Annotated in this window: 22 protein-coding genes; 14 read left to right on the top strand and 8 right to left on the bottom strand. The window is 66.9% G+C overall.

The window, feature by feature from the left end; genetic code table 11:
• The first annotated feature begins 56 nt into the window (after nucleotides 1-56).
• Nucleotides 57-950, top strand: a complete 894-nt coding sequence (locus tag K3181_RS09180; RefSeq protein WP_221602684.1) for a prephenate dehydratase — start codon at nucleotides 57-59, stop codon at nucleotides 948-950.
• A gap of 24 nt (nucleotides 951-974) precedes the next feature.
• Here the strand turns inward: K3181_RS09180 and K3181_RS09175 are convergent, their stop codons facing one another.
• Nucleotides 975-2,066, bottom strand: coding sequence for an isoaspartyl peptidase/L-asparaginase family protein (locus K3181_RS09175; RefSeq protein ID WP_221602683.1), 1,092 nt, complete (start codon nucleotides 2,064-2,066; stop codon nucleotides 975-977).
• A 109-nt stretch (nucleotides 2,067-2,175) separates the two neighbouring features.
• Between K3181_RS09175 and K3181_RS09170 the strand changes: the two genes are divergently transcribed.
• Both K3181_RS09170 and K3181_RS09165 read left to right on the top strand, forming a co-directional pair.
• Nucleotides 2,176-3,420: a mechanosensitive ion channel gene (locus K3181_RS09170; protein ID WP_221602682.1), complete on the top strand. Its 1,245-nt coding sequence runs from the start codon at nucleotides 2,176-2,178 to the stop codon at nucleotides 3,418-3,420.
• A 96-nt stretch (nucleotides 3,421-3,516) separates the two neighbouring features.
• The gene (locus tag K3181_RS09165) at nucleotides 3,517-4,479 is read left to right on the top strand and encodes an SDR family NAD(P)-dependent oxidoreductase (protein WP_221602681.1); all 963 of its coding nucleotides are present in this window, start codon (nucleotides 3,517-3,519) and stop codon (nucleotides 4,477-4,479) included.
• Here K3181_RS09165 and K3181_RS09160 read toward each other — a convergent pair.
• From K3181_RS09160 to bufA2, 3 genes are all read right to left on the bottom strand, one after another.
• Entirely contained in the window at nucleotides 4,473-5,243 is a 771-nt protein-coding gene (locus tag K3181_RS09160) for an HvfC/BufC family peptide modification chaperone (RefSeq protein WP_221602680.1), read from the bottom strand. The genes K3181_RS09165 and K3181_RS09160 overlap by 7 nt on opposite strands.
• Entirely contained in the window at nucleotides 5,240-6,076 is an 837-nt protein-coding gene (bufB, locus tag K3181_RS09155; protein WP_221602679.1) for an MNIO family bufferin maturase, read from the bottom strand. The genes K3181_RS09160 and bufB overlap by 4 nt, the downstream gene beginning before the upstream one ends.
• A gap of 73 nt (nucleotides 6,077-6,149) precedes the next feature.
• Nucleotides 6,150-6,434, bottom strand: a complete 285-nt coding sequence (bufA2, locus tag K3181_RS09150; protein WP_221602678.1) for a BufA2 family periplasmic bufferin-type metallophore — start codon at nucleotides 6,432-6,434, stop codon at nucleotides 6,150-6,152.
• Nucleotides 6,435-6,622: 188 nt separating this feature from the next.
• Here bufA2 and K3181_RS09145 point away from each other — a divergent pair, with 188 nt between their 5' ends.
• From K3181_RS09145 to K3181_RS09125, 5 genes are all read left to right on the top strand, one after another.
• A complete protein-coding gene (locus K3181_RS09145; RefSeq protein WP_221602677.1) occupies nucleotides 6,623-6,910 on the top strand; it encodes a BufA1 family periplasmic bufferin-type metallophore in 288 nt (95 codons plus the stop codon).
• Nucleotides 6,911-6,931: 21 nt separating this feature from the next.
• Entirely contained in the window at nucleotides 6,932-7,393 is a 462-nt protein-coding gene (locus K3181_RS09140; RefSeq protein ID WP_221602676.1) for a DoxX family protein, read from the top strand.
• Nucleotides 7,394-7,415: 22 nt separating this feature from the next.
• On the top strand, nucleotides 7,416-7,946 hold the full coding sequence (locus K3181_RS09135) for a sigma-70 family RNA polymerase sigma factor (protein WP_221602675.1): 531 nt from the start codon (nucleotides 7,416-7,418) through the stop codon (nucleotides 7,944-7,946).
• Nucleotide 7,947: 1 nt separating this feature from the next.
• Nucleotides 7,948-8,589, top strand: coding sequence for a DUF1109 domain-containing protein (locus K3181_RS09130; RefSeq protein ID WP_221602674.1), 642 nt, complete (start codon nucleotides 7,948-7,950; stop codon nucleotides 8,587-8,589).
• A 79-nt stretch (nucleotides 8,590-8,668) separates the two neighbouring features.
• Entirely contained in the window at nucleotides 8,669-10,435 is a 1,767-nt protein-coding gene (locus K3181_RS09125) for a DUF885 domain-containing protein (protein ID WP_221602673.1), read from the top strand.
• 12 nt (nucleotides 10,436-10,447) lie between these two features.
• Here K3181_RS09125 and K3181_RS09120 read toward each other — a convergent pair whose 3' ends face one another.
• Together K3181_RS09120 and K3181_RS09115 are read right to left on the bottom strand one after the other, a co-directional pair.
• Nucleotides 10,448-11,455, bottom strand: coding sequence for a zinc transporter ZntB (locus tag K3181_RS09120; RefSeq protein ID WP_221602672.1), 1,008 nt, complete (start codon nucleotides 11,453-11,455; stop codon nucleotides 10,448-10,450).
• Nucleotides 11,443-12,660, bottom strand: coding sequence for an acyltransferase family protein (locus K3181_RS09115; RefSeq protein WP_247714914.1), 1,218 nt, complete (start codon nucleotides 12,658-12,660; stop codon nucleotides 11,443-11,445). Before K3181_RS09115 ends, K3181_RS09120 begins: the two co-directional genes overlap by 13 nt.
• Before the next feature lie 146 nt (nucleotides 12,661-12,806).
• Here K3181_RS09115 and K3181_RS09110 point away from each other — a divergent pair, with 146 nt between their 5' ends.
• The 5 genes from K3181_RS09110 to K3181_RS09090 all read left to right on the top strand — a co-directional run bounded on the left by K3181_RS09110 (nucleotide 12,807) and on the right by K3181_RS09090 (nucleotide 17,524).
• Nucleotides 12,807-13,562: a LytTR family DNA-binding domain-containing protein gene (locus tag K3181_RS09110; protein WP_221602671.1), complete on the top strand. Its 756-nt coding sequence runs from the start codon at nucleotides 12,807-12,809 to the stop codon at nucleotides 13,560-13,562.
• Between the two features lie 102 nt (nucleotides 13,563-13,664).
• Entirely contained in the window at nucleotides 13,665-14,972 is a 1,308-nt protein-coding gene (locus tag K3181_RS09105; protein ID WP_221602670.1) for an OmpP1/FadL family transporter, read from the top strand.
• Nucleotides 14,973-15,028: 56 nt separating this feature from the next.
• Complete coding sequence (gene ispG / locus K3181_RS09100) at nucleotides 15,029-16,177, top strand: flavodoxin-dependent (E)-4-hydroxy-3-methylbut-2-enyl-diphosphate synthase (protein WP_221602669.1); 1,149 nt, start codon at nucleotides 15,029-15,031, stop codon at nucleotides 16,175-16,177.
• 42 nt (nucleotides 16,178-16,219) lie between these two features.
• Nucleotides 16,220-16,756, top strand: a complete 537-nt coding sequence (locus K3181_RS09095; protein WP_247714913.1) for a retropepsin-like aspartic protease family protein — start codon at nucleotides 16,220-16,222, stop codon at nucleotides 16,754-16,756.
• Nucleotides 16,757-16,816: 60 nt separating this feature from the next.
• Nucleotides 16,817-17,524 (top strand): murein L,D-transpeptidase catalytic domain-containing protein, encoded by a 708-nt coding sequence (locus K3181_RS09090; RefSeq protein ID WP_221602668.1) that lies wholly within the window; start codon nucleotides 16,817-16,819, stop codon nucleotides 17,522-17,524.
• Nucleotides 17,525-17,534: 10 nt separating this feature from the next.
• Here K3181_RS09090 and K3181_RS09085 read toward each other — a convergent pair whose 3' ends face one another.
• Nucleotides 17,535-18,956 carry a L,D-transpeptidase family protein gene (locus K3181_RS09085; protein WP_221602667.1) on the bottom strand — a complete coding sequence of 474 codons (1,422 nt, stop codon included), beginning with the start codon at nucleotides 18,954-18,956 and terminating at the stop codon, nucleotides 17,535-17,537.
• Between the two features lie 103 nt (nucleotides 18,957-19,059).
• Between K3181_RS09085 and K3181_RS09080 the strand changes: the two genes are divergently transcribed.
• Nucleotides 19,060-19,983, top strand: a complete 924-nt coding sequence (locus K3181_RS09080; RefSeq protein ID WP_345725469.1) for a DMT family transporter — start codon at nucleotides 19,060-19,062, stop codon at nucleotides 19,981-19,983.
• Here K3181_RS09080 and K3181_RS09075 read toward each other — a convergent pair.
• Nucleotides 19,980-20,129, bottom strand: a complete 150-nt coding sequence (locus K3181_RS09075; protein ID WP_221602666.1) for a hypothetical protein — start codon at nucleotides 20,127-20,129, stop codon at nucleotides 19,980-19,982. The genes K3181_RS09080 and K3181_RS09075 overlap by 4 nt on opposite strands.
• Nucleotides 20,130-20,321 lie beyond the last annotated feature (192 nt).

The raw sequence follows: 20,321 nt of genomic DNA, 5'->3' as shown, positions 1-20,321 counted from the left end.
GCAGGCGGCAATAGCGCTTGATGGCGGGGGACGGCCCCCGTAACGCGCATTCCACCATGCGCCAGTTTGCCAAGCCCGCCCTCGCCCTCGTCGACTCGATGCGCGCAGCAGCCGCCGAAGATCCGCCGCGTGCGATCGCCTTTGGCGGCGCTCCGGGATCGAACTCGCACCAGGCGGCGATGCAGTTCGCGCCGGATGCGCTGCCGCTGCCCTGCTTCAGCTTCGAGGATGCGCTCGAGGCGGTCGAGAGCGGGATGGCAGGCTGCGCGATGATCCCGATCGAGAACTCGCAGCACGGGCGCGTGGCGGATATCCATTTCCTGCTTCCCGAAAGCGGGCTGTTCATCGTCGCCGAGCATTTCATGCGCATCACGCACTGCCTGATGGCGCTGGGGCAGGGCCCGTTCGAGGCCGCCTACAGCCACCCGCAGGCGCTCGGCCAGTCGCACAAATTCCTCTCCGAGCGCGGCATCGTCGGGCTGAGTCACGCCGATACGGCGGGCGCGGCAGCCTATGTCGCGGAAATGGGCAAGCTGGACGTCGCCGCCATCGCCCCCGCGCTCGCCGCCGATCTCTACGGGCTCGAGATCGTCGAGCGCGAGGTCGAGGACGCGCATGACAACACCACCCGTTTCGTGGTGCTTGCGAGAGAGGCGCTCGACCTCGCGGCGCTCGAAGGGGCGCAGGCGATGACCACCTTCATCTTCGAGGTGAAGAACATCCCCGCCGCGCTCTACAAGGCGCTGGGCTGCTTCGCGACCAACGGCGTCAACATGACCAAGCTCGAAAGCTATCAGAAGGGCGCCAGCTTCGCGGCGACGCAGTTCTTCGCCGATATCGAGGGCGCACCCGGCGAGCCGCGTGTCGACGCTGCGCTCGAGGAGCTCGCCTTCCAGACCAATGGCGTCCGCCTGCTCGGCAGCTACGCGCAGGCGCGCAAGCGCGGCTGATCATCTGTCGACTAGAGGCGAGGCCTATTCGTCGGCATAGATAGCCACCTCGTTGACGCCATCGCTGGTCGCGCGGCCGCGATACATGCCCGAGGTGTTGAAGCTGAAGAGCGCGTGGCCTTCCGGGGTGACGAGGATGACCCCGCCGTCGCCGCCGAGTTCCTTGACCTCGCCCATCACATCGTCGGCTGTCTGTTGTGCTTCCTCGAAAGTGCTCGCCGCAGAAACCAAGCTGGCGGAGTTGGAGATCAACCCCACTCCATCTTCTGCCGCTTCCAGCAATTGGGAGACGGTCATCCCCAATCGCAGCCGCGTGCAGATCTCCTGAGCGACGCCGACGCGGATGAAATACTCGCCCCAGCCCGTCGCCGAAACCGCACAGGCGCGGTTGTCGGCATAGGTGCCCGCGCCGATGATCGGTGCATCGCCGATCCGGCCCCAGCGCTTGCCGGTCATTCCCCCGGTCGAGGTACCCGCGGCCATGTTGCCGTGGCTGTCTAGCGCGACCGCGCCGACCGTGCCGAACTTCACGTCGACATCGATGGCGGAGAGCTTCTCGGCCTTCATCCGTTCGAGCGAATCGCGGCGACGCTCGGTCTCGAACCATTCGGGCAGCATGCGTTCGAGCCCCTGCTCGGCGGCGAATGCCTCCGCGCCGTCGCCCGCCAGCATGACATGCGGACTGTCGGTCATCACCCTGCGCGCCAGCACAATCGGGTGGCGGATGCCGGTGACCCCTGCGACCGCACCCGCATCGCGCGTGCTGCCATCCATGATCGACGCATCGAGCTCGATATCGCCGTCCCAAGTGAGCACCGCACCGCGGCCCGCATTGAACAGCGGATCGTCTTCCATCGGCATGATAGCCGCCGCGACCGCATCCATCGCGCTGCCGCCCTCGCGCAGGACCTTGGCGCTCGCATCGAGCGCCGCCTGCAGCGCGGCGCGATAGGCCGCGTCCTGCTCGGGCGTCATGTTCTCGCGCGCGATCGTGCCGGCACCGCCATGGATGGCGATCGACCAGCGCGGCTCGGCCTCCTGTGCCGCGGCAGGCACTGCAAATGCGACGCAAAGCGCGGCCAGCGCGCGAACGATGGGTACTGAAAATCCTCTCATTCGAAGGCGATAGCACACAGACTTATCCACTTCACGCGCGAATGCATTTTGTAGATTTCCGACACGCGTGATAGCCCTGACGCTACGGAAACCAATGGGGAGAGGTTTCATGATTTTCGACCGCTATCGTTTCGACGAACAGCTGGCGATGGACCTGGGGGAGAAGATCCTCTTTGCCGTCGTCGCGCTGGTCGTCACCTGGCTCGCGGCGAAGGCCGCCAAATGGGCCTTCGCCAAACTCGTCGACACCGTCGATTTCTTCAAGCGCGGGACCGGTAGCGGCCAGTCGCTGGGGGAATCCCTCGGCAAGATCGTGTCCTTGCTGATCTGGCTGTTCGGCCTGCTGATCGTGCTCAACATTCTCGAACTGGGCGGGGTCGCGGGGCCGATCGACAGCCTGCTCGAAAACGTCGTCGGCTTCCTGCCCAACCTGCTGTGGGCGGGGCTGATCTTCTTCATCGGCATGATGGTGGCGCGGATCGCGCGCGACCTGGTGGTCACCACGCTGCAGACGGTCGATCTCGACAAATGGGCCAATCGCGGCGGGGTCGATAATGTCACCGGCAACACCGCGATCAGCCGGACGATCGGCACGATCGTCTATGTGCTGATCGCGATACCGGTGGCGATCGCAGCGCTCGAACAGCTCGGGATCGATTCGATAAGCGGGCCGGCCTCGCGCATGCTGGAGATGATCTTCGCCGCCATCCCGAACATCATCGCCGCCGCGGTGCTGCTCGGCATCGGTTACCTGATCAGCAAGTTCGTGGTGCAGATCGTGAAGGAAATCCTTCCGGGGCTCGGTGTCGATCGGGCGCTCGAGGAAAGCGGGCTGGTAACGGAGGGAACGACCGCCTCGGGAATCATCGCCAGGGTGACTCAGGTGGCAATCATCCTGTTCTTCGCCATCGCCGCGACACGGCTGCTCGGCTTTCCGGAGCTGACCGCGATCCTCGACCAGCTGCTCGAATTGGGCGGTCGGGTGATCTTCGGCGCAGTGGTGATCGCCTTCGGCTTCCTCATCGCCAACCTGCTCGCGCGGCTCATCGCCGGGGATGCCGGGGGAACCACGGCAGCTACCATCGTCCGCTGGGCGACGATCATCCTGTTCGTCTTCATGGGCCTGCAGTTCACCGGCATCGGCGGGATGATCCCGGCCAATGCGCTGACGATCCTGATCGCGGGCATCGCGGTGGCCGGCGCGCTCGCCTTCGGCCTCGGCGGGCGCGACTGGGCGGCGCGCAAGCTGGAGGAGATGGACAACGACCTGGGCGGGGCCGCGAGCGCGCCGACGCCCCGGCCCAAGCCCAAGGCAGCACCGACATCCGACGCCCCGCTGCCGCCGGGCAGCTGACACAAAGCCCTCCGGGAAACGCACATCGGGGCGCGGGAATAACCCTCCCGCGCCCCTTTTTCTGTGCTAGTCCCCCGCCCCGAAGGGAGACAGCGCATGAGCAATTTCGGATTCGAGAGCACCGCCGACGAAGTCCTCGAGGGCAAGGATCTCAGTGGACGGACCGCCTTCGTCACCGGCGGCTATTCGGGCCTCGGAATGGAAACCGCGCGGGCGCTGGCCGCAAAGGGCGCGCATGTGATCCTTTCGGGCCGCGACACCACCAAGCTGGCCGCCGCGGCGGACGAGATTGCCGAGACGACCGGCGCCAAGGTCGATACGCTGGTCTGCGACCTCGCCTCGCTCGACAGCGTGCGCGCCGCGGCGAAGGAAGCGAACGAGCGCTTCGAGAATATCGACCTGCTGATCAACAACGCCGGAGTCATGGCCTGCCCGCTCGGCCGCACGGCGGACGATTTCGAGATGCAGTTCGGCACCAACCATCTAGGGCATTTCCTGCTCACCAATTTGCTGATGCCGCTGGTCGAGAAGGGCAGCGAGCCGCGCATCGTCAACCTGTCGAGCCGTGGTCACCACATCGACCAGATGCATTTCGACGATCCCAATTACGAGAGCCGCGATTACGACAAGTGGCAGGCCTACGGCCAGTCGAAGACCGCCAACATCCTGTTCGCGGTCGGGCTGGAGAAGCGCCTCGCCGACAAGGGCATCCACGCCTATGCGCTGCATCCCGGCGGGATCATGACCAATCTCGGGCGTCACATGACCGAGGAAGACCGCCAGTGGATGATGGAGCGGATGCGCAAGGTGGCCGAGGAAAGCGGCCAGCAGAGCCAGGGCTTCAAGTCCATTCCGCAGGGCGCGGCGACCACCTGCTGGGTTGCCACCACCGACGAGCTGGCCGGCAAGGGCGGGGTCTATTGCGAAGACTGCCATGTCGCCGAGCGCGACGACGAGGACCCGATGGGCGGTGTGCGCGGCTATGCGATCGACGAGGGCAATGCCGAGAAGCTGTGGGCGTTGAGCGAGGAACTGGTGGGCGAAACCTTCGCCTATTGAGCGATCGCTTCGATCCACCCTTCGGCCACCCAGCGCGCGAGCATCGCACCGGCTTCGGCAATGGCCCTGTCCTCGCCCAGCGACGCGAACATGGCTGCGCAGACATCGCCCCAGCTGGCGCCCGCGTGGAAGGCATCGATCGCGCTGCCCTCCCATTCGGGGCGCAGCACGAAGACCGGGCGCTCGTCCTCGCGCCAGACGACCGCGACATGCAGGGCATCGAGTGGCGCTAGGTCCGCGTCGCCATCCCTGGCGAGCGATGACCACAGGCGCACGAGGTCGCGTGTCGCGGCAACGCAGCGGAGCGAGGGAACGAGGGCGAGCGAGAGCCGGTCCCACTCGCGCTCGCCGAAATCTGCAGTCGCCGCGGCGAAGCCTTCGGGGCTCAGCACCACGGCATCGCGCGCGGTAAAGGCAAGGTGCATCGCCCATTCGAGCGCGGCGAGTTCGGCGACGTCGGGATCGCCGGCGAAAAGCGCGGCGCAGGTCTCGGCAAAGCCGTCGCCGACCAGGTCGAGCGTCCAGCCGCTCGGCGGGTGCATGATGCAGTGATGCGCGGCGGCGCGGGCGAAGGCATCGGCGCCGACCAGCCGTTCGGTTCGCTCGAAGGTAGCTCGCAGCGCCTCGACCAGCGCGCTGCGGTAATTGTTGCGATAGATCGCCAGCCCGCGCGCCTGCCGCTCGCCCCAGCCTTCGGGCAGCGCCGCCTCCTCGTCGAGGATCGCACCGAGAACCGCCGCCTGCCGCTGCGCCAGCCCGCTCACGCCGCCACGCTCCTCTGGCGCGCGCCCGCGATTGCGCGGGCATGGTCGAGTTCGCGCAGCAGCTCGACGAGCGGCGGAATATTGTCGTCGCGCTCGATCATCGTCGCGACGGGACCGGTCCGGGCGATGACCTGTGCGTAGAGCGCCCAGACGTCCTCGCACACCGCGCGATCATGCGTATCGACCACGAGCTCGCCCGGCTGGTGCCCGGCGAGATGAATCTGCCGGACGCGATCGAGCGGTAGCCCGGCAAGATAGTCGGCGGCGGAAAAATCGTGGTTCCGCGCGCTCACATGGACATTGTTCACGTCGAGCAGCAGATAGCAGCCCGTACGCCGCGCCATCTCGGCAAGGAATTTCCATTCGGTCATCTCGTCCTCGGGAAAGGTCAGATAGCTCGAGGGATTTTCGAACAGCATGGCCCGGCCGAGCGCCTCCTGCGCGCGGTCGATATTGGCGCAGACGACATCGAGCGCTTCGCGGGTCAGCGGCAGCGGCAGGAGGTCGTGGCTGTTATGCGCGCTGGTACGGGTCCAGCACAGGTGATCGGAAACCCACAGCGGCTCGATCCGCTCGGCGAGCTTGCGCAGGCGTGCGAGATAGTCCGGCTCTAGTCCATGCGCCGAGCCGACCGAGAGCGACACGCCGTGAAGGATCACCGGATGCTCCTGCCGCACCTGTTCGAGCACGCGCAGCGGCTTGCCGCCCACGACCATGTAGTTCTCGGAAATGACCTCGACGAAATCGACCGGCACCGCACCGCCGAGGAAATCGGCGTAGTGCGCCCGGCGGAGGCCGAGGCCGAAGCCGTGGAATGGGGCGATGTCGTTCATGGAAGTGCGTGCGATGGGTGGCGACCCGGCATGCCCGATCGGGGGCTGATGAGGCTGCCGGGCCGCCGGGCGCTCAGCCAAGGTCGCCGATCATGCCGCCCTTGGCGAGACAGTCGCCCGCCTTCAACGCCTTGAAACCGTGGCCTTTGCATTCGTTCTGGCCCTTGCACTCGTGCTGCGTGGTCGCGCAGTCGGCAGTGCCCTTGCAGCTGTTGACGCCGTAGCAATGGACGGTGTCCTCGGCGCCGAGCGCCCGGCCACTGCTTCCGGCGGGCGGTTCGGCGGCGAATGCGGCCATGGAGGAAAGCGCGAAGGCAGCTGCGGCGGCGGCACTTGCGGGTTTGCGGATGGCGGTCATCGGGTCGGATCCTCTCCTGTCGTCCTGCGCGGAAATGCGCACACGGCCTTCTTCGCCCGCCCCGCCGTGCCGGTTACACGGCCGGAAAATTCACCTGTGCTGTAACGCGGTGTCCCGACCCGGCGAATGTCCGCTCGACCTGGCCCGACGCCGGATCACATTGTCAAACCTCATTCGAGAGAGACCCCATGATCGCACAGCCCCTGACCCGCCTTGCCCGTATCGCCCTGGCCGCCGGTGCGGCTGCCGGCCTCGCCGCCAGCCCCGCCGCGGCACAGAAGAAGCCCGCCATGGAGAAATGCTATGGCGTCGCCAAGGCGGGCGAGAACGATTGCGCGGCGGGCCCCGGCACCAGCTGCGCGGGCACCTCGACCCGCGACTACCAGGGCAATGCCTGGAAGCTCGTGCCCAAGGGCACCTGCGAGAAAACCGCGACACCCAAGGGCAAGGGATCGCTGACCCCGGTCACGCGCTGAGCGGCACCGAGGTCCAGCCCGATGCAGACGCTGCTCGCCCGTTACGACAATCTCGCCGCATGGCTCGCCTCGCGATGGCCCGAGGGACTGGCGCTGCTGCTCTCGCGCTTGGCGCTGGCGGGCGTATTCTGGCGCTCGGGACGCACCAAGGTGGCCGAGGGCACGCTGCTGACGATCGGCGAGCAGGCGCGCTTCCTGTTCGAATACGAGTATACCCGTGTCCCGCTACCCCCGGCCATCGCCGCCCCGCTGACGACCTATGCCGAACACCTCTTCCCGATCCTGCTGGTGTTGGGCCTGTTCACCCGCATATCGGCGCTGGCGCTGCTGGCGATGACGCTGGTGATCCAGGTCTTCGTCTATCCCGAGGCGTGGTGGCAGACGCATATGGCGTGGGTCGCGATGGCGGCGGTGCTCGTCTCGCGCGGCGGCGGGCCTCTGGCGGCGGATGTGCTGCTCGCGCGTGCCCGCGCCGGGTGGTAGGCTGGCGCATGGGAGGCCTGCGATGATCGCCGACGAAGCCAGCCTGGCCCGGCTGATGGCCGCTTCGCAGAAGGGCGATGCCGCGGCCTATCGCGTGCTGCTGGCCGAAATCCGGCTGTGGCTCGAACGCTATTTCCGCCGCCGCGTCGCGCCTGCGCAGCTCGACGACCTGGTCCAGGAAGTGCTGCTGGCGGTCCATGCCAAGCGCGCGAGCTGGGACCCCGGGCGTGCCTTCCTGCCCTGGCTCGCGGCGATCGCGCGCTATCGCTGGGTCGATCATTTGCGCCGGGTCTATCGCAAGGCCGAGGACGAGCTGGGCGATCACGATGCGATCGAGGACAGCGACGAGGAGGCGGTCATGGCGCGGATGAGTCTCGAGCGGTTGTTCGTGCACCTCTCGGCAGGGCAGTGCGAGGCCATCGAACTGGTCAAGATCGAGGGACTGTCGATTGCCGAAGCCTCGGCGCGAACGGGCCAGAGCGAGAGCCTGGTCAAGGTGAATATCCATCGCGGATTGAAGAAGCTGTCCGCGCTCGTAGAGAAAGCAGACTGACATGAATCGCGTGCCCCATTCGCTGATCGACGAGCTCGCCGCGGACCTCGCGCCCGTCCGGCCGCTCAGACGCGCGCGCGGCATCGCGCTGGTCGCTACCGCGACGCTCGTGGCCGTGGTGCTGGTCGAAGTCATCGACGGATTCTGGCGCGGCATCGCGACGGGCCAGGCCTCGCCCCTGTTCTTCATCGCCAACGGCATGTTCGCCATGCTCGGCACCGCCGCAGCCCTGGCGGCGATCCGCATGGCTTCCCCGCAAGTGGGCAACAGCCACGAAGGCACGCGCTGGGCGCTGGCTATGGCCGCGCTGCTGCCCGTCGCCGCGCTGGTCGTGCTCGGCCTGCAAGGCGACCTGGGGCAGGTCGCACACGATCCCTACGGCTTTGGATGTCTCATTGCCGGGATCGAGTTCGGCGGGCTGACCTTCGTCGCGCTGATCGTCTGGCTGCGCCGCGGCGCGCCGGTGTCGCCGCCGCTGGCGGGCACCCTGACAGGGATCGCGGCCGGATCGCTGGGCACCTTCGCACATGGCCTTGCTTGCCCGGTCGACACGCTGGCGCATCTCGGCAGCTGGCATGTCCTGCCGGTCGTCCTTGGCGGCGTAATCGGCCGGATTACGGTCCCGCCGCTCGTCCGCTGGTAAGCGACGTTCGTCCGGCCCGCGCTTGCCAAGCGGTACGGCAGGCGGCACCCCAGCAAGCGATATCCAGAGGGGAAGCCAGATGAAGACCTTTACCGCCGCCGTCGCGCTCGCCGTGGCGCTGCCCGCCGTCCCGCTCGCCGCGCAGGAAGAAACCACGGCGCCCGCCAGCCCGCAATGGGTCGAGACGAGCAATGCCTACACGCAAAAGCTCATCACCTTCGAGGCGAGCATCTTCCCTACCGGTGCGAGCTTTGCCGGCTACGAGCAGTACGATGGCCTGGTGAACGACATGGCGCTCGACCGCGACGAGCGCTACCTCGCCGGAGCCCGCGAGCTGCGCGCCGAATTCGCCGCCGCCATGGCGACCGAGACCAACCCCTACGTCAAGCAGGACCTGCAGATCCTGATCGACGCGCTCGACCACAACATCGAGGGCATCGAACTCCAGCGCCGCTACATGCTCGAATTCGCCGAAGTGCCCGAGGACATGTTCCAGACCATCGGGACGCTGCTGTCCGAACAGACAGCAGCCAGCCGTCGCGGCAAGGCGCTCGAGCTGCTCCAGCGCTTTACCGGCACCTGGCCCGACACCGAGCCGATGACCGAACTGGCCAAGCGTCGCTTCGAGGCGAGCCGCGGCGAGGGCAAGATGGGCCCCTATGCGGTCGAGGTGCGCGAATCGATCGACAATATTCCGACCTTCGCGACGGGCATTCGCGAGCTGGTTGAGAAATACGAGATCGAGGGTGCCGACGAGGCACTCGACGCGATGGATGCGCAATTCGCCGACTATGCGAAATGGACCGAAGAGGTGGTCCTGCCCGCCGCGCGCGACAATCCCCGCCTGCCCGAGGAGCTTTATGCCCTCGCGCTGAGGAACTGGGGTATCGATGCCGACCCGCGCGAGGCGATGAGCCAGGCGCGGCGCGGTTTCTACGAAATCCGCGCACAGATGGAAGCGCTCGCCCCGCAGATCGCCGAGAAGAACGGCTGGGCCGAGACCGACTACGCCTCGGTCATGCGCAAGCTCAAGCAAAGCACGATCCCCAATGACGAGATCGAGGAATTCTATCGCGGCGTGAATGCCGAGATCGAAGGGAAAATCCGCGAGCACGACGTCGTCAGCCTGCCCGACTATCCGCTCGCCATGCGGGTGGCCTCAGCCGCCGAAAGCGCCGCCCAGCCCGCGCCGCACATGCGCCCGCCGCGACTCATCGGCAACACCGGCGAACAGGGCACCTTCGTGCTGACCGTGTCGAACCCGACCGCCGCCGAGGGCGAGGCCTATGACGACTTCAACTTCCCCGCGGCCAGCTGGACGCTGAGCGCGCACGAAGCGCGTCCGGGGCACGAGATGCAATTCGCCGCGCTGGTCAAGCAGGGGGTCAGCCTCGCACGGCTGCTTTATGCCTTCAACAGCGTCAACGTCGAAGGCTGGGCGCTCTATGCCGAAGCCGAAATGCTGCCCTACGAGCCGATCGAGGGCCAGTTCATCGCCCAGCAGTTCCGCCTGCTGCGCACCGCCCGCGCCTTCCTCGACCCGATGCTCAACCTCGGGATGATCAGCCGGGAAGAGGCCGAACGGGTGCTGCGCGAAGAGGCGCTGTTCTCGCCCGGCATGGTGAAGCAGGAACTCGACCGCTACCAGTATCGCATGCCCGGCCAGGCGGGCAGCTATTACTACGGCTATCGCAAGCTCATCGACCTGCGGGTCGAGGCCGAGGTCGCGCTGGGCGCGAAGTTCGACGAGAAGGCGTTCAACGACTTCCTCCTCGGCCAGGGGATCATCCCGCTCGAGCTGATGGCCAAGGCGGTGCGCGAGGAGTTCATTCCCTCGCAGCGCTGACCTGCCGCAGCGCTAGAGCCAGCGCAGCCGGCGGAAGGCGACGATCAGGCCGATGAACAGCAGCCCGCAGAGCGCGACCACGGCCCAGAAGGCGTCGGGATCGTCCATGCCGGGCATCCCGCCGACATTGATGCCGAGCAGGCCGGTGAGGAAGGACAGCGGCAGGAAGATCCCAGCGACGATGGTCAGCATGTAGGTAGCCTGCTCGCTGCTGGCGAGGCTGCGGGCGCGGATCTCGTCCTGCAGCACCAGCGCGCTCTCCTTGCTGATGTCGATATCGTCGAGATAGCGGCGCAGCCGCGCAATGCTCTCGGCGATCTCGCGGCGGTCGCTCTCGTCGAACCAGACGGGCGCGTCGCGGCTGATCTGTTCGAGCGCCTCGTGCTGCGGGGCCATGTGCCGCTTCAGCGCTAGGCAGTTGCGGCGGATCGTGGAAATCCGCTTGAGCATGCTTTCGGCGTGTTCGTCGGGATCGTCGTCCTCGAGCTCGTCGAGCACATCGTTCATGTCGACGATCGACTGGCTCATCCGCGCAATCATGTATTCGGCCAGCAGCGTGATCGTCGCGCCGGCGTCGAGCGGCCCTTGCCCCTGGTCGAGCTGCGCAAGCACGGTGCGCGGAGTCTGCAGCGGGTGCCGCCGCAAGGTCACCAGCCGCTGCCCGTCGCACCAGAACTGCATCGAGATCATGTCTTCGGGTTCGGCCCCGGGATTGAAATTTATCCCGCGCAGCGTCCCGACCAGCGTCGCCCCCTCGCGAAAGGCGCGCGGGCGGGTCTGGTCGCTGGTCAGCAGTTCGGCGGTAGGCTCGGGAATGCCCAGGTCTTCCTCGAGCCATTCCTGGACGCCCGGGAGGCTGCGGCAGATATGGAGCCACAGCACCTCGCCCTCGGCGGAAGGCCGCCAGCCTTGCGCCTCGTACCAGCCGATCGGCCGCGCGCCGCCCTTCCCGTCGAGCACGCGGCCGAACAGGAGCGGCGTTTCGGCGTCGGTGTCGGCGGCATCGGTCAGTTCTGGCATGCCGGCATGGATGCCGCATCGCCGCGCCTCGGGGAAGAGGCAATGTGCCAGCCCTTGAGCCCGATCAGCAGGCGCAGCACCGGTATCTCGCGACCGATCCGATAGAAGAGCCAGCAGCCGAGCGTGGTGGCGGCGACCAGGACGAGGAAACTCGCGCCATTGCCCAGCCCGGCGCGCAGGCAATACCAGGCGACGACCACGATGATCGTCTGGTGGACGATGTAGAAGGGGAAGACACCCTCGTTGAGCGTGGCGCGCCAGCGGTGGTCGCGGTTCCAGAACCGATCGGCGATGCCGAGCAGTGCGACGATCATCGCCCAGGCATTGACCGCACGCGCGGCGACGAAGGCTTTCATGGCCAGTGCAGGCGCAACTGTATCGCCCGGATAGCGCCATTCGAGCGCGGCGACGACCGCATAGGCGATCACTGCCAGCGCCAGCGCCAGGCCCCAGTTCCCTCCGATCGCGCTCCAGGTCCGCCTGGCGCGCAGCAGGGCGAAACCGAACAGAAAGGCGGGGAAGTAGATCCAGTGCGCCGGCGCATCGTCGAACAGGGCGTGCGTATCTTCCATACCCGGCCACAGCCAGAATATGCGCAGCATGATCCAGCCGATGGGCACCAGCAGCAGCACCGGTGCCTGGCCGAAGCCGCGGTCGAACAGCGCGCCGATCGCGCCGCGCAGGCGCGACGGGAGGCATAGCAGCAGCGCGAGCGCCAGCGTGTAGGGCCAGAGATAGGCGACGAACCACAGGTGCTGCCAGGTCGGCAGGATGATGTCGTGAAGCGATCCGAAGCGGAAGTAATCCTCGCGCCAGAAATGGAGGAAGCCGTGCGGATAGCCGTACTTGCCCATCAGCTCGATCCACGGCTGCGCCGGAACGACCACGATCATGCCGAAGACCAGCGGGATCAGCTGGCGCGCGGTCCGACCGCGAACGAAGGCGCCCAGTGCGGGGCGCTTGGCGAGCATCGCCGCGCTGGCATAGCCCGAGACGAGGAACAGCAGCGACAGCCGCCAGCCGTTGGTGAACAGCATCGGGATCGTCGCCCATTCGACGATCGGGTCGGCCTTCACGTGCCACCCCCACGGCACGAAGAACATGCCGATGTGATAGAGGATGAGCAGCGCGAAGGCGCCGATGCGCAGCCAGTCCATGCCATAATGACGGTCGATCTCGGTGCCGAGTAGAGTGTGCGTTTCCATGCCTGCGGCGCTAGGCGAGGGGCGGCGCAGTCTGCTAGCGGCAGGACATGGATCGCGATGCGGCAGGGACGAACGGTGAGGCCGGTTTGACGAGCGGTGGAGCGCGCGTGACGAGCGGAATCCCCGTCTGGGCCCGCCGAGGAGTGATGCTGGGCATCATCGTCGTCTTCGCGGCGATCCAGGGCGCGGTGAATGGCGTCAGCCGCTTTTCCGATCTGCGCGGCGCAGGTTCCGACGTGCTTGGCTGGACGATCGCTGTCGATGAGACGAGCAGCTTCTTCGCCTGGCTGGTATGCATGGTCGTGATCTGGCGGTTGGTCGGCTTGCTGCGTCCGCCACGCTTCGGCTGGCCCGCGGTTGCCGCGTTGCACCTCCTCGCCACCGTGCCCCTCTCGCTGCTCCACATCGGATTGATGGTGATGCTGCGCGAGGGCGCCTATGCGCTCGGCGGCGTGGACTACGATTTCGCCAATGGCCAGCTGCTGGACGAAATCCTCTACGAATATCGCAAGGACGCGCCGTCCTATTTCCTTCTCGCCGCCGCCTTTGCCGGTATCCAGTGGACGACGCGCCCCGACCCGACCGAAAGCCGCACGCCGGTACTGACCATCCAGGACGGCACGCGCCGCATCCGCCTTCCCCATGCGCAGATCGACCGCGTCGAGGCGGCGGGCAATTATGTCGAGCTCCATGCGGGCGGCACGGTCCATCTCCACCGCGCGACGCTGGCCGCACTCGAGAGCGAGCTCGGCGAGAGCTTCGTCCGCATTCACCGCAGCCGCCTCCTCCGCCGCGAGGCGGTGCGCGAAATTCGTACGCTCCCGAGCGGCGATTTCGTCGTGAAGCTGGAGGACGGCAGCGAGACGCGCGGCAGCAGGCGATATCGCAACGGCTTGCATTGAGCGGGTCAGACGGCGAAAGGGCCGCCCCACAGCGGCACGCCGCTACCCCTTCCCGAAACCGAATACGAGAAACCATTGCCGAAGTTCAATCGTTCGCCCCACATGAACGCCTCGATCAGAACCGCTTCGTCCCTTGTGGCCCTCGGGCTCGGCCTGGCCATTGCCGTCCCGGCGCAGGCGGGCGGTTTCTACATCCAGGAGCAGTCGACCAAGGAGGCGGGCCGCGCCTATTCGGGTGACGCCGCCGCCGCCGACAGCCCGGCAACCATCTTCTTCAACCCGGCCGGCATGACCGAGCTCGACGGCGTCCAGATGGAAGCCAATGCGCAGGCGCTGTTCGTCGATGCGCGCCAGTCGAACACCGGCACCACGCGCAGCGTGCCGGGCCTGCCGGTCACGCTGCCGGTGAGCGGCAATGACGGCGGCAATCCGTTCTCGCAACCGCTGCTCGTGCCCTCCATCTATGCCAGCGCGCAGGTGAGCGATCGCCTGTGGGTCGGCCTCGGAGTCAACAGCCCCTTCGGCGTTGTGGTCGACTACGACGACGGTTTCTTCGGGCGCTACGATTCGCAGACCTCGGACGTCTTCACGCTCAACGTCCAGCCGAGCGTGGCCTACAAGCTGTCCGAGCATGTCTCGGTCGGCGCCGGGCTCGATATCCAGTATATCGATGTCGAATTGGCAAACGCGGTGCCCAACCTCAACCCGGCCGATCCCGACGGTGCGCTCAGGATCACCGGCGACGACATCTCGGTCGGCTGGAATGCGGGAATCACCGCCACCTTCGACCCGGTGCGCATCGGCGCGCATTACCGCTCCTCGGTCGATCACACGCTCGACGGCGAATTCGCGCTGTCGGGTCTGACCGGCCCGCTCGCCGGGAGCAATGTCACCACCGCGGCCACCGCGCCGCTCTCCACCCCCGACATCGCCACGCTCAGCGTGCTATTCGGCACCGTTACGCCGTGGCGGATCTACGGCACCTGGCGGTGGTACAACTGGAGCAAGTTCGAGGAAATCCGCGTCCAGCCCGATGGCCTCCCGCCGCAGGTCAGCGAACAGAATTACCGCGATACCTTTTCGATGGCGCTGGGCGGCGAATACGACGTCAGCGACCGGCTGACGCTGCGCGCGGGGACGATGTTCGACGAATCGCCCATCACCGATCGCTATCGCACCACGCGCGTGCCCGATGGCGACCGCACCTGGCTGTCCGCCGGGGCGACCTGGAACATCAGCGACACCTTCTCGGCCAGCCTGTCCTACGCGCATGTCTTCGTGAAGAGCGAGCCGATAGACCGGACCGACACCTTCTTCGCAGGCACGCCCGCCGCGATCGATACGCGCATCCGCTCGAACAGCACGGGCAATGCCGATGTGCTGGCACTGGCAATAGGGGCCCGTTTCTGACCGCGATTCCCTAGCCGTCATTGCCCCTTCATATCGAGGGGACTATATCGCAGGCCATGTCTTCCGTACGCCCGTGGCGCGATATCGAGCGCCGTCAGTCCCGCCAGATCATGGTCGGCAACGTCCCCGTCGGGGGCGATGCGCCGATCAGTGTGCAGACCATGACCAACACGCCGACCGAGGACGTGGGCGCGACGATCGACCAGATTCGCCGCTGTGAGGACGCAGGCGCGGACATCATCCGCGTCTCGTGTCCGACCGCGGAGGCAACCGAGCATTTCGACCGCATCACCAGGGCCGCGAACGTGCCGATCGTCGCGGACATCCACTTCCACTACAAGCGCGCGCTCGAGGCGGCGGACAAGGGCGCGGCCTGCCTGCGGATCAATCCGGGCAATATCGGGAGCAGCGAGCGCGTGGCGGAAGTGGTGCGCGCGGCCAAGGCGAACGGCTGCGCGATCCGTATTGGCGTCAACGCCGGAAGCCTCGAGAAGGACCTGCTCGAGAAATACGGCGAGCCCTGCCCCGAGGCGCTGATCGAGAGCGCGCTCGACCATATCAAGCTGCTGCAGGACCACGACTTCCACGAATACAAGGTCGCGGTGAAGGCCAGCGACGTGTTCCTCGCGGTGGCCGCCTATCACGGGCTGGCCGAGGCGGTGGACTGCCCGCTGCACCTCGGCATCACCGAGGCGGGCGGGCTGGTCGGCGGGACGGTCAAGAGCTCGATCGGCATCGGCAGCCTGCTGTGGGCGGGGATCGGCGACACGATCCGGGTCAGTCTTTCGGCCGAGCCCGAGCAGGAAGTGAAGGTCGGCTACGAAATTCTCAAGGCTCTCGGCCTGAGGACGCGCGGCGTGCGCGTCGTCTCCTGCCCCAGCTGTTCGCGCCAGGGCTTCGACGTGATCCGCACGGTGAAAACGCTCGAGAAGCGGCTCGAGCATATCAAGACGCCGATGAGCCTCTCGGTGCTCGGCTGCGTGGTCAACGGACCCGGCGAAGCGCGCGAGACCGACATCGGCATCACCGGCGGCGGCAACGGCAAGCACATGGTCTATCTGTCGGGCGTGACCGACCACCATGTGAAGAGCGACGACATGCTCGACCATATCGTGGCGCTGGTCGAGGCCAAGGCGGCGCAGATCGAGGCCGGCGAAGCGGTCGCCTTCGATCCGCATGCGCGCACTGCGGAAGCGGCGGAGTAGCCATTTACCGCGCATTAAGGCGGCTGCGAGCATTATTCACCCATGCGCGAGGCTGTCCTTCTTGCCCTTGTCGTCGCGGTATTCGTCGGCATCACCGCCATGCCCGACGATGCGCCCGATCGGTTGGCCGACGGCGCCCAAACCCTCGCGGCGGACAAAGTCGCTGCCAAGCAAGCCGATGCGAGACGCGACAGCTACGCCACCTGGGTCGCGGGCACGACCGAACTGCCGCGGGCGGCAGACGGCCACTTCTATGCCGATGCCGAGATCAACGGATCGCGCGTCGGTTTCCTCGTCGACACGGGCGCCAGCGTGGTCGCGCTGACCGGCGCCGATGCTCGTGCGGCCGGTCTGATCTGGTCGAGTGCCGACGTGCGGCCGGTGGCACAGGGAGCCTCGGGCCCGGTCTCGGGCGTCGCCGTCACGCTCGACAGCGTCACGCTCGGCGGTCACGAGGCGCGCGATGTGGCGGCGGTGATCGTCCCCGAAGGCCTGCCCATCTCGCTACTGGGCCAGAGCTTCCTGTCCACCATCCAGCCGGTCCGGATCGAGCAGGATCGCATGGTGCTGGGCGAATAGCGTGCCCGTCCCACCGCAAACCTCGTGGCAAGCCCGCGCAGAGCATGTTAAATGCACGGGATGAAGCGTCGCGATCTCCTCAAGGGCACGCTCGCCGCTGGTGCGGCGATGGCCATTCCAGCGCGCCTCTTTGCGCAAGTCAATCCGACCGCTACGCGCGATGCCAAGCTGATGGCCATCGCTCGCGACGAACTGGCGCGGGTCGGTTCGCATATCTGGCGGCGCGACATCGTCGGCATCGCCGATTTCGGACTGCATTCGGCCGAGCGACGCTTCCATTTCGTCGATCTCGAGAACGAGCGCGTGGCGAGCTACCACGTCAGCCACGGATCGGGCTCGGACAGCGAGCACGACGGCTGGCTCAAGCGCTATTCGAACATCGAGGGTAGCGAAGCCTCGAGCCGCGGCGCCTATATGACGCGCAGTTGGTACAAGGGGAAATACGGCACTTCGATCCGCCTGGACGGGCTCGACCCGACCAATTCGAACGCCCTGCCGCGCGCGATCGTGATGCACCAGGCGAATTACGCCACGCCCGAACATGTCGCTCGCTTCGGGCGCCTCGGTCGCTCGAACGGCTGTTTCGCCATGGGTCCCGAGCAGTTCGACCGTGCGCTGATCGACCTGTCGGGCGGACGCCTGCTGCTCGCGGGCAGCTATGGCATCGCCGAAGGCGGCAGCCGCATCGCGCCGCCAGTCGCGCAATACGACCTGCTGCGCAATGCCCACGGCGCCACCGTGGAGCGGGCGAGCCCGCCGCCGGTCTAGGCCCGATTCCTCAGCTGGTCTGGAGATCGTCGACGATCTCGATCACTTCCTCGCTGGTTTCCCGCGCACGGTCGCGCTGGCGCGGCGCGTCGAGCGCGGCGAGCACCGGCGCGTCGCGGTCGTAGATGTCGGCGAACTTGCGCAGATTGCCGTCCACATCGACGCCGTAGGTGAAATAGGTGATGTAGACCGGCCACTGCTTGGCCATCGGATAGCGCGTGTATTCGCGGCTGGCGGTGATTTCGGAGACCTCCTGCTGGATCGCCGGCAGGTCTTCGCGGCTCTTGGCATTGCCCAGCATCGACATGGTCATCGCCAGTTCGCGCGCGCCCTGCACGCGGATGCAGCCGTGGCTGAGCGCGCGGTTATCCTGGTTGAACAGCGCCTTGGCGGGCGTGTCGTGGAGGAAGATCGCGTGTTCGTTGGGCATGTCGAGCTTCATCAGGCCGAGCGAATTGCCCGGACCCGGCTGCTGCACCACGCTGATCCAGCCATTGGCGCCCTTGGTCGCCTTGTAGCCGGCGGCGCGCGCCCAGGCCGGATTGTTGAGCACCTTGGCGCCGAGCCCCTCGCCCTTCACGATCGACTGCGGCACCGTCCAAGTCGGATTGAAGATCACCGCCTCGACCATTTCGGCGAGCTGCGGCGTCGCGGTGCGGCCGGGTTTGCCCACCACCACGCGGTAGTTCTTGATGATCCGGTCGTTGACCGTCAGCCGCAGCTGGTATTCGGGCACGTTGGTCAGCAGATACTGCTTGCCGAGATCGCGGCCGAGCCAGCGCCAGCGGTCCATATTGGCGCGGATCAGCTTGCGCTCCGCGGGATTGGTGGTGGTCGCCAGCTTCTCTTTCAGGCGCGCGTAGTCGGGCGAGACCGGATTGAGCGCCGCCAGGATCCCGGCGATATCGCCGGTGGTCACGGCCTGTTCGAGCAGGCGATCCGAAGGGAGCACATCGGGGTCGGGATCGACCACGAACCACTGGCGCCGCGCATCCATCGGGGTGCGCCCGTCGCGCAGGTCCTCGACCAGCCAGACGAAAATCTGGCTCGCAAGCTCGTTGAGCGCCGTGCCTTCGCCCCGGGCGATCGCGGCGGACAGGTCGGCGGCGCGATAGTCGGCCGGCACCAGTCCCTCGGCCTCGACCGTGGGGATGAAGGCGAGCAGCTTCTTCGCCTGCGGCACGCTCCATGCGCGCACCAGCACGGGGAGCTGCTGAACCACCTCACCCGAACTCATGCGAATATCGTCGAAACTGTCGTCCACGCTCGGCTGCGGCTTCGGCGTGTCGGCAGTGTAGTCGGGCAGCTTCTCGGTGACCTTCGCCGGTTCGGGCGGCAGCAGGTCTTCGGGCGCCTTGTCCTGCGCCATGACCGAGGTTGCACACAGCGCCGCACCCATTGCGGAACCGAGAATCAGACGAAAGCGTGTCATAAGTCCTACCAGAAGCGCCCCGCGCCGAAGCGGCGCGTCGGGCCGTATATTAGCCCAATGCGTCAAGGCTTTCCAATATCCCTGCTTTCGCGAGGCTGAATTGATGACGCGGCGCCCGACCCTCGATATGCGCAGTCGGGTGAGCAAGCCCCCTTCCTCAATCGGTCCGATTCTTGCGACGGCCGGTGGCATCGCGATCCTCTCGGCGATGGACGCGGTCATGAAGACCGCCTCGCTCGCGCTCGGCGCCTATATGGCGGCATTGCTGCGCGCGGGGATCGCCTTCGCGATCGTGGCCCCGCTGTGGCTCGCCGGTCGCCCGTCGTGGCCGGCGCGCACGGTGATGAAGATCCACGCCATCCGCGGCGTGGTCGGCGCGGGGATGGCCCTGACCTTCTTCTACGCGCTGACCAAGCTGCCGCTCGCGGAGACCATCGCGATCAGCTTCGTCGCGCCGATCATCTCGCTCTACCTCGCCGCGATCCTGCTGGGCGAGACGGTGCGCCCGCGCGCGGTGTGGGGCGCGGTGCTGGGGCTGGCGGGCGTGCTGGTGATCGTGGGGGGCAAGTTCGGGCGCGGCAATCTCAACGAGGACACGCTGTTCGGCCTCGCGGCGATCGTGACCTCGGCACTGCTCTATGCCTGGAACCTGGTGCTCCAGCGCCAGCAGGCGCTCGTCGCCAAACCGACCGAGGTGGCGACCTTCTATATGGGGATCGCCGGGCTGACCTACTGCCTCGCCGCGCCGTTCCTGTTCGAATTCCCGGATGTGGCCGGGCTCCGCAGCGTGGCGATCGGCGCCGCACTCACGGTCGCGGGCGCGCTGACGATGGCCTGGGCCTATGCCCGGGCGGAGGCGCAGGTGCTGGTCCCGCTCGAATATTCGGGGTTCGTCTGGGCCTCGCTCTTCGGCTGGCTGTTACTCGCCGAGGCGGTGACCTGGACTGCCGTGGCGGGCGCGGCGCTGATCGTGTTCGGCTGCTGGATCGCGACGACCGGCAGGCACACCGAACAAAGCGCGCTCTAGCGCTGCTGCACCACTTCGGCGGCCTGTACCGGCTGGTCGGCGAAAGTGAAGGCGGCGGTGAAACATCCGGCCACACCGAGTGCGGCCGCGAGAACGGCGAGACGAAGCGATTGGTGCGAGCGCGTGCGCGCCTTGCGCGAAACCATTGCAATTTCCTCCTTGAGACTGCGCAACCCGTCCGGCGCGCCAGCCCTCTTGTTACCGAATCAACCGCACACCCCCGGCACGGGTTCCCGCGCCCTGCCATGCTGCACCGCGGCAGACTTGATTTTTGCGACGTTCCGGCGCAGGTGCGCGGCACATTCAGCCGTCCTGCCCATTGGACTGGTGACGGCTCT

It is taken from the genome of Qipengyuania mesophila (assembly GCF_019711655.1).
GTDB lineage: Bacteria > Pseudomonadota > Alphaproteobacteria > Sphingomonadales > Sphingomonadaceae > Qipengyuania > Qipengyuania mesophila.
Note: the sequence above shows the minus strand (reverse complement) of the source record. Positions and strands in the feature narration are given on the sequence as shown.

Bases quoted from the DNA above. Each gene is read 5' to 3' on its own strand.
- K3181_RS09180 (WP_221602684.1), top strand. From the start codon at position 57: ATGCGCCAGTTTGCCAAGCCCGCCCTCGCCCTCGTCGACTCGATGCGC.
- K3181_RS09175 (WP_221602683.1), bottom strand. From the start codon at position 2,066: ATGAGAGGATTTTCAGTACCCATCGTTCGCGCGCTGGCCGCGCTTTGC.
- K3181_RS09170 (WP_221602682.1), top strand. From the start codon at position 2,176: ATGATTTTCGACCGCTATCGTTTCGACGAACAGCTGGCGATGGACCTG.
- K3181_RS09165 (WP_221602681.1), top strand. From the start codon at position 3,517: ATGAGCAATTTCGGATTCGAGAGCACCGCCGACGAAGTCCTCGAGGGC.
- bufB (WP_221602679.1), bottom strand. From the start codon at position 6,076: ATGAACGACATCGCCCCATTCCACGGCTTCGGCCTCGGCCTCCGCCGG.
- bufA2 (WP_221602678.1), bottom strand. From the start codon at position 6,434: ATGACCGCCATCCGCAAACCCGCAAGTGCCGCCGCCGCAGCTGCCTTC.
- K3181_RS09145 (WP_221602677.1), top strand. From the start codon at position 6,623: ATGATCGCACAGCCCCTGACCCGCCTTGCCCGTATCGCCCTGGCCGCC.
- K3181_RS09140 (WP_221602676.1), top strand. From the start codon at position 6,932: ATGCAGACGCTGCTCGCCCGTTACGACAATCTCGCCGCATGGCTCGCC.
- K3181_RS09135 (WP_221602675.1), top strand. From the start codon at position 7,416: ATGATCGCCGACGAAGCCAGCCTGGCCCGGCTGATGGCCGCTTCGCAG.
- K3181_RS09130 (WP_221602674.1), top strand. From the start codon at position 7,948: ATGAATCGCGTGCCCCATTCGCTGATCGACGAGCTCGCCGCGGACCTC.
- K3181_RS09125 (WP_221602673.1), top strand. From the start codon at position 8,669: ATGAAGACCTTTACCGCCGCCGTCGCGCTCGCCGTGGCGCTGCCCGCC.
- K3181_RS09120 (WP_221602672.1), bottom strand. From the start codon at position 11,455: ATGCCAGAACTGACCGATGCCGCCGACACCGACGCCGAAACGCCGCTC.
- K3181_RS09115 (WP_247714914.1), bottom strand. From the start codon at position 12,660: ATGGAAACGCACACTCTACTCGGCACCGAGATCGACCGTCATTATGGC.
- K3181_RS09110 (WP_221602671.1), top strand. From the start codon at position 12,807: ATGCTGGGCATCATCGTCGTCTTCGCGGCGATCCAGGGCGCGGTGAAT.
- K3181_RS09105 (WP_221602670.1), top strand. From the start codon at position 13,665: ATGAACGCCTCGATCAGAACCGCTTCGTCCCTTGTGGCCCTCGGGCTC.
- ispG (WP_221602669.1), top strand. From the start codon at position 15,029: ATGTCTTCCGTACGCCCGTGGCGCGATATCGAGCGCCGTCAGTCCCGC.
- K3181_RS09095 (WP_247714913.1), top strand. From the start codon at position 16,220: ATGCGCGAGGCTGTCCTTCTTGCCCTTGTCGTCGCGGTATTCGTCGGC.
- K3181_RS09090 (WP_221602668.1), top strand. From the start codon at position 16,817: ATGAAGCGTCGCGATCTCCTCAAGGGCACGCTCGCCGCTGGTGCGGCG.
- K3181_RS09085 (WP_221602667.1), bottom strand. From the start codon at position 18,956: ATGACACGCTTTCGTCTGATTCTCGGTTCCGCAATGGGTGCGGCGCTG.
- K3181_RS09080 (WP_345725469.1), top strand. From the start codon at position 19,060: ATGACGCGGCGCCCGACCCTCGATATGCGCAGTCGGGTGAGCAAGCCC.
- K3181_RS09075 (WP_221602666.1), bottom strand. From the start codon at position 20,129: ATGGTTTCGCGCAAGGCGCGCACGCGCTCGCACCAATCGCTTCGTCTC.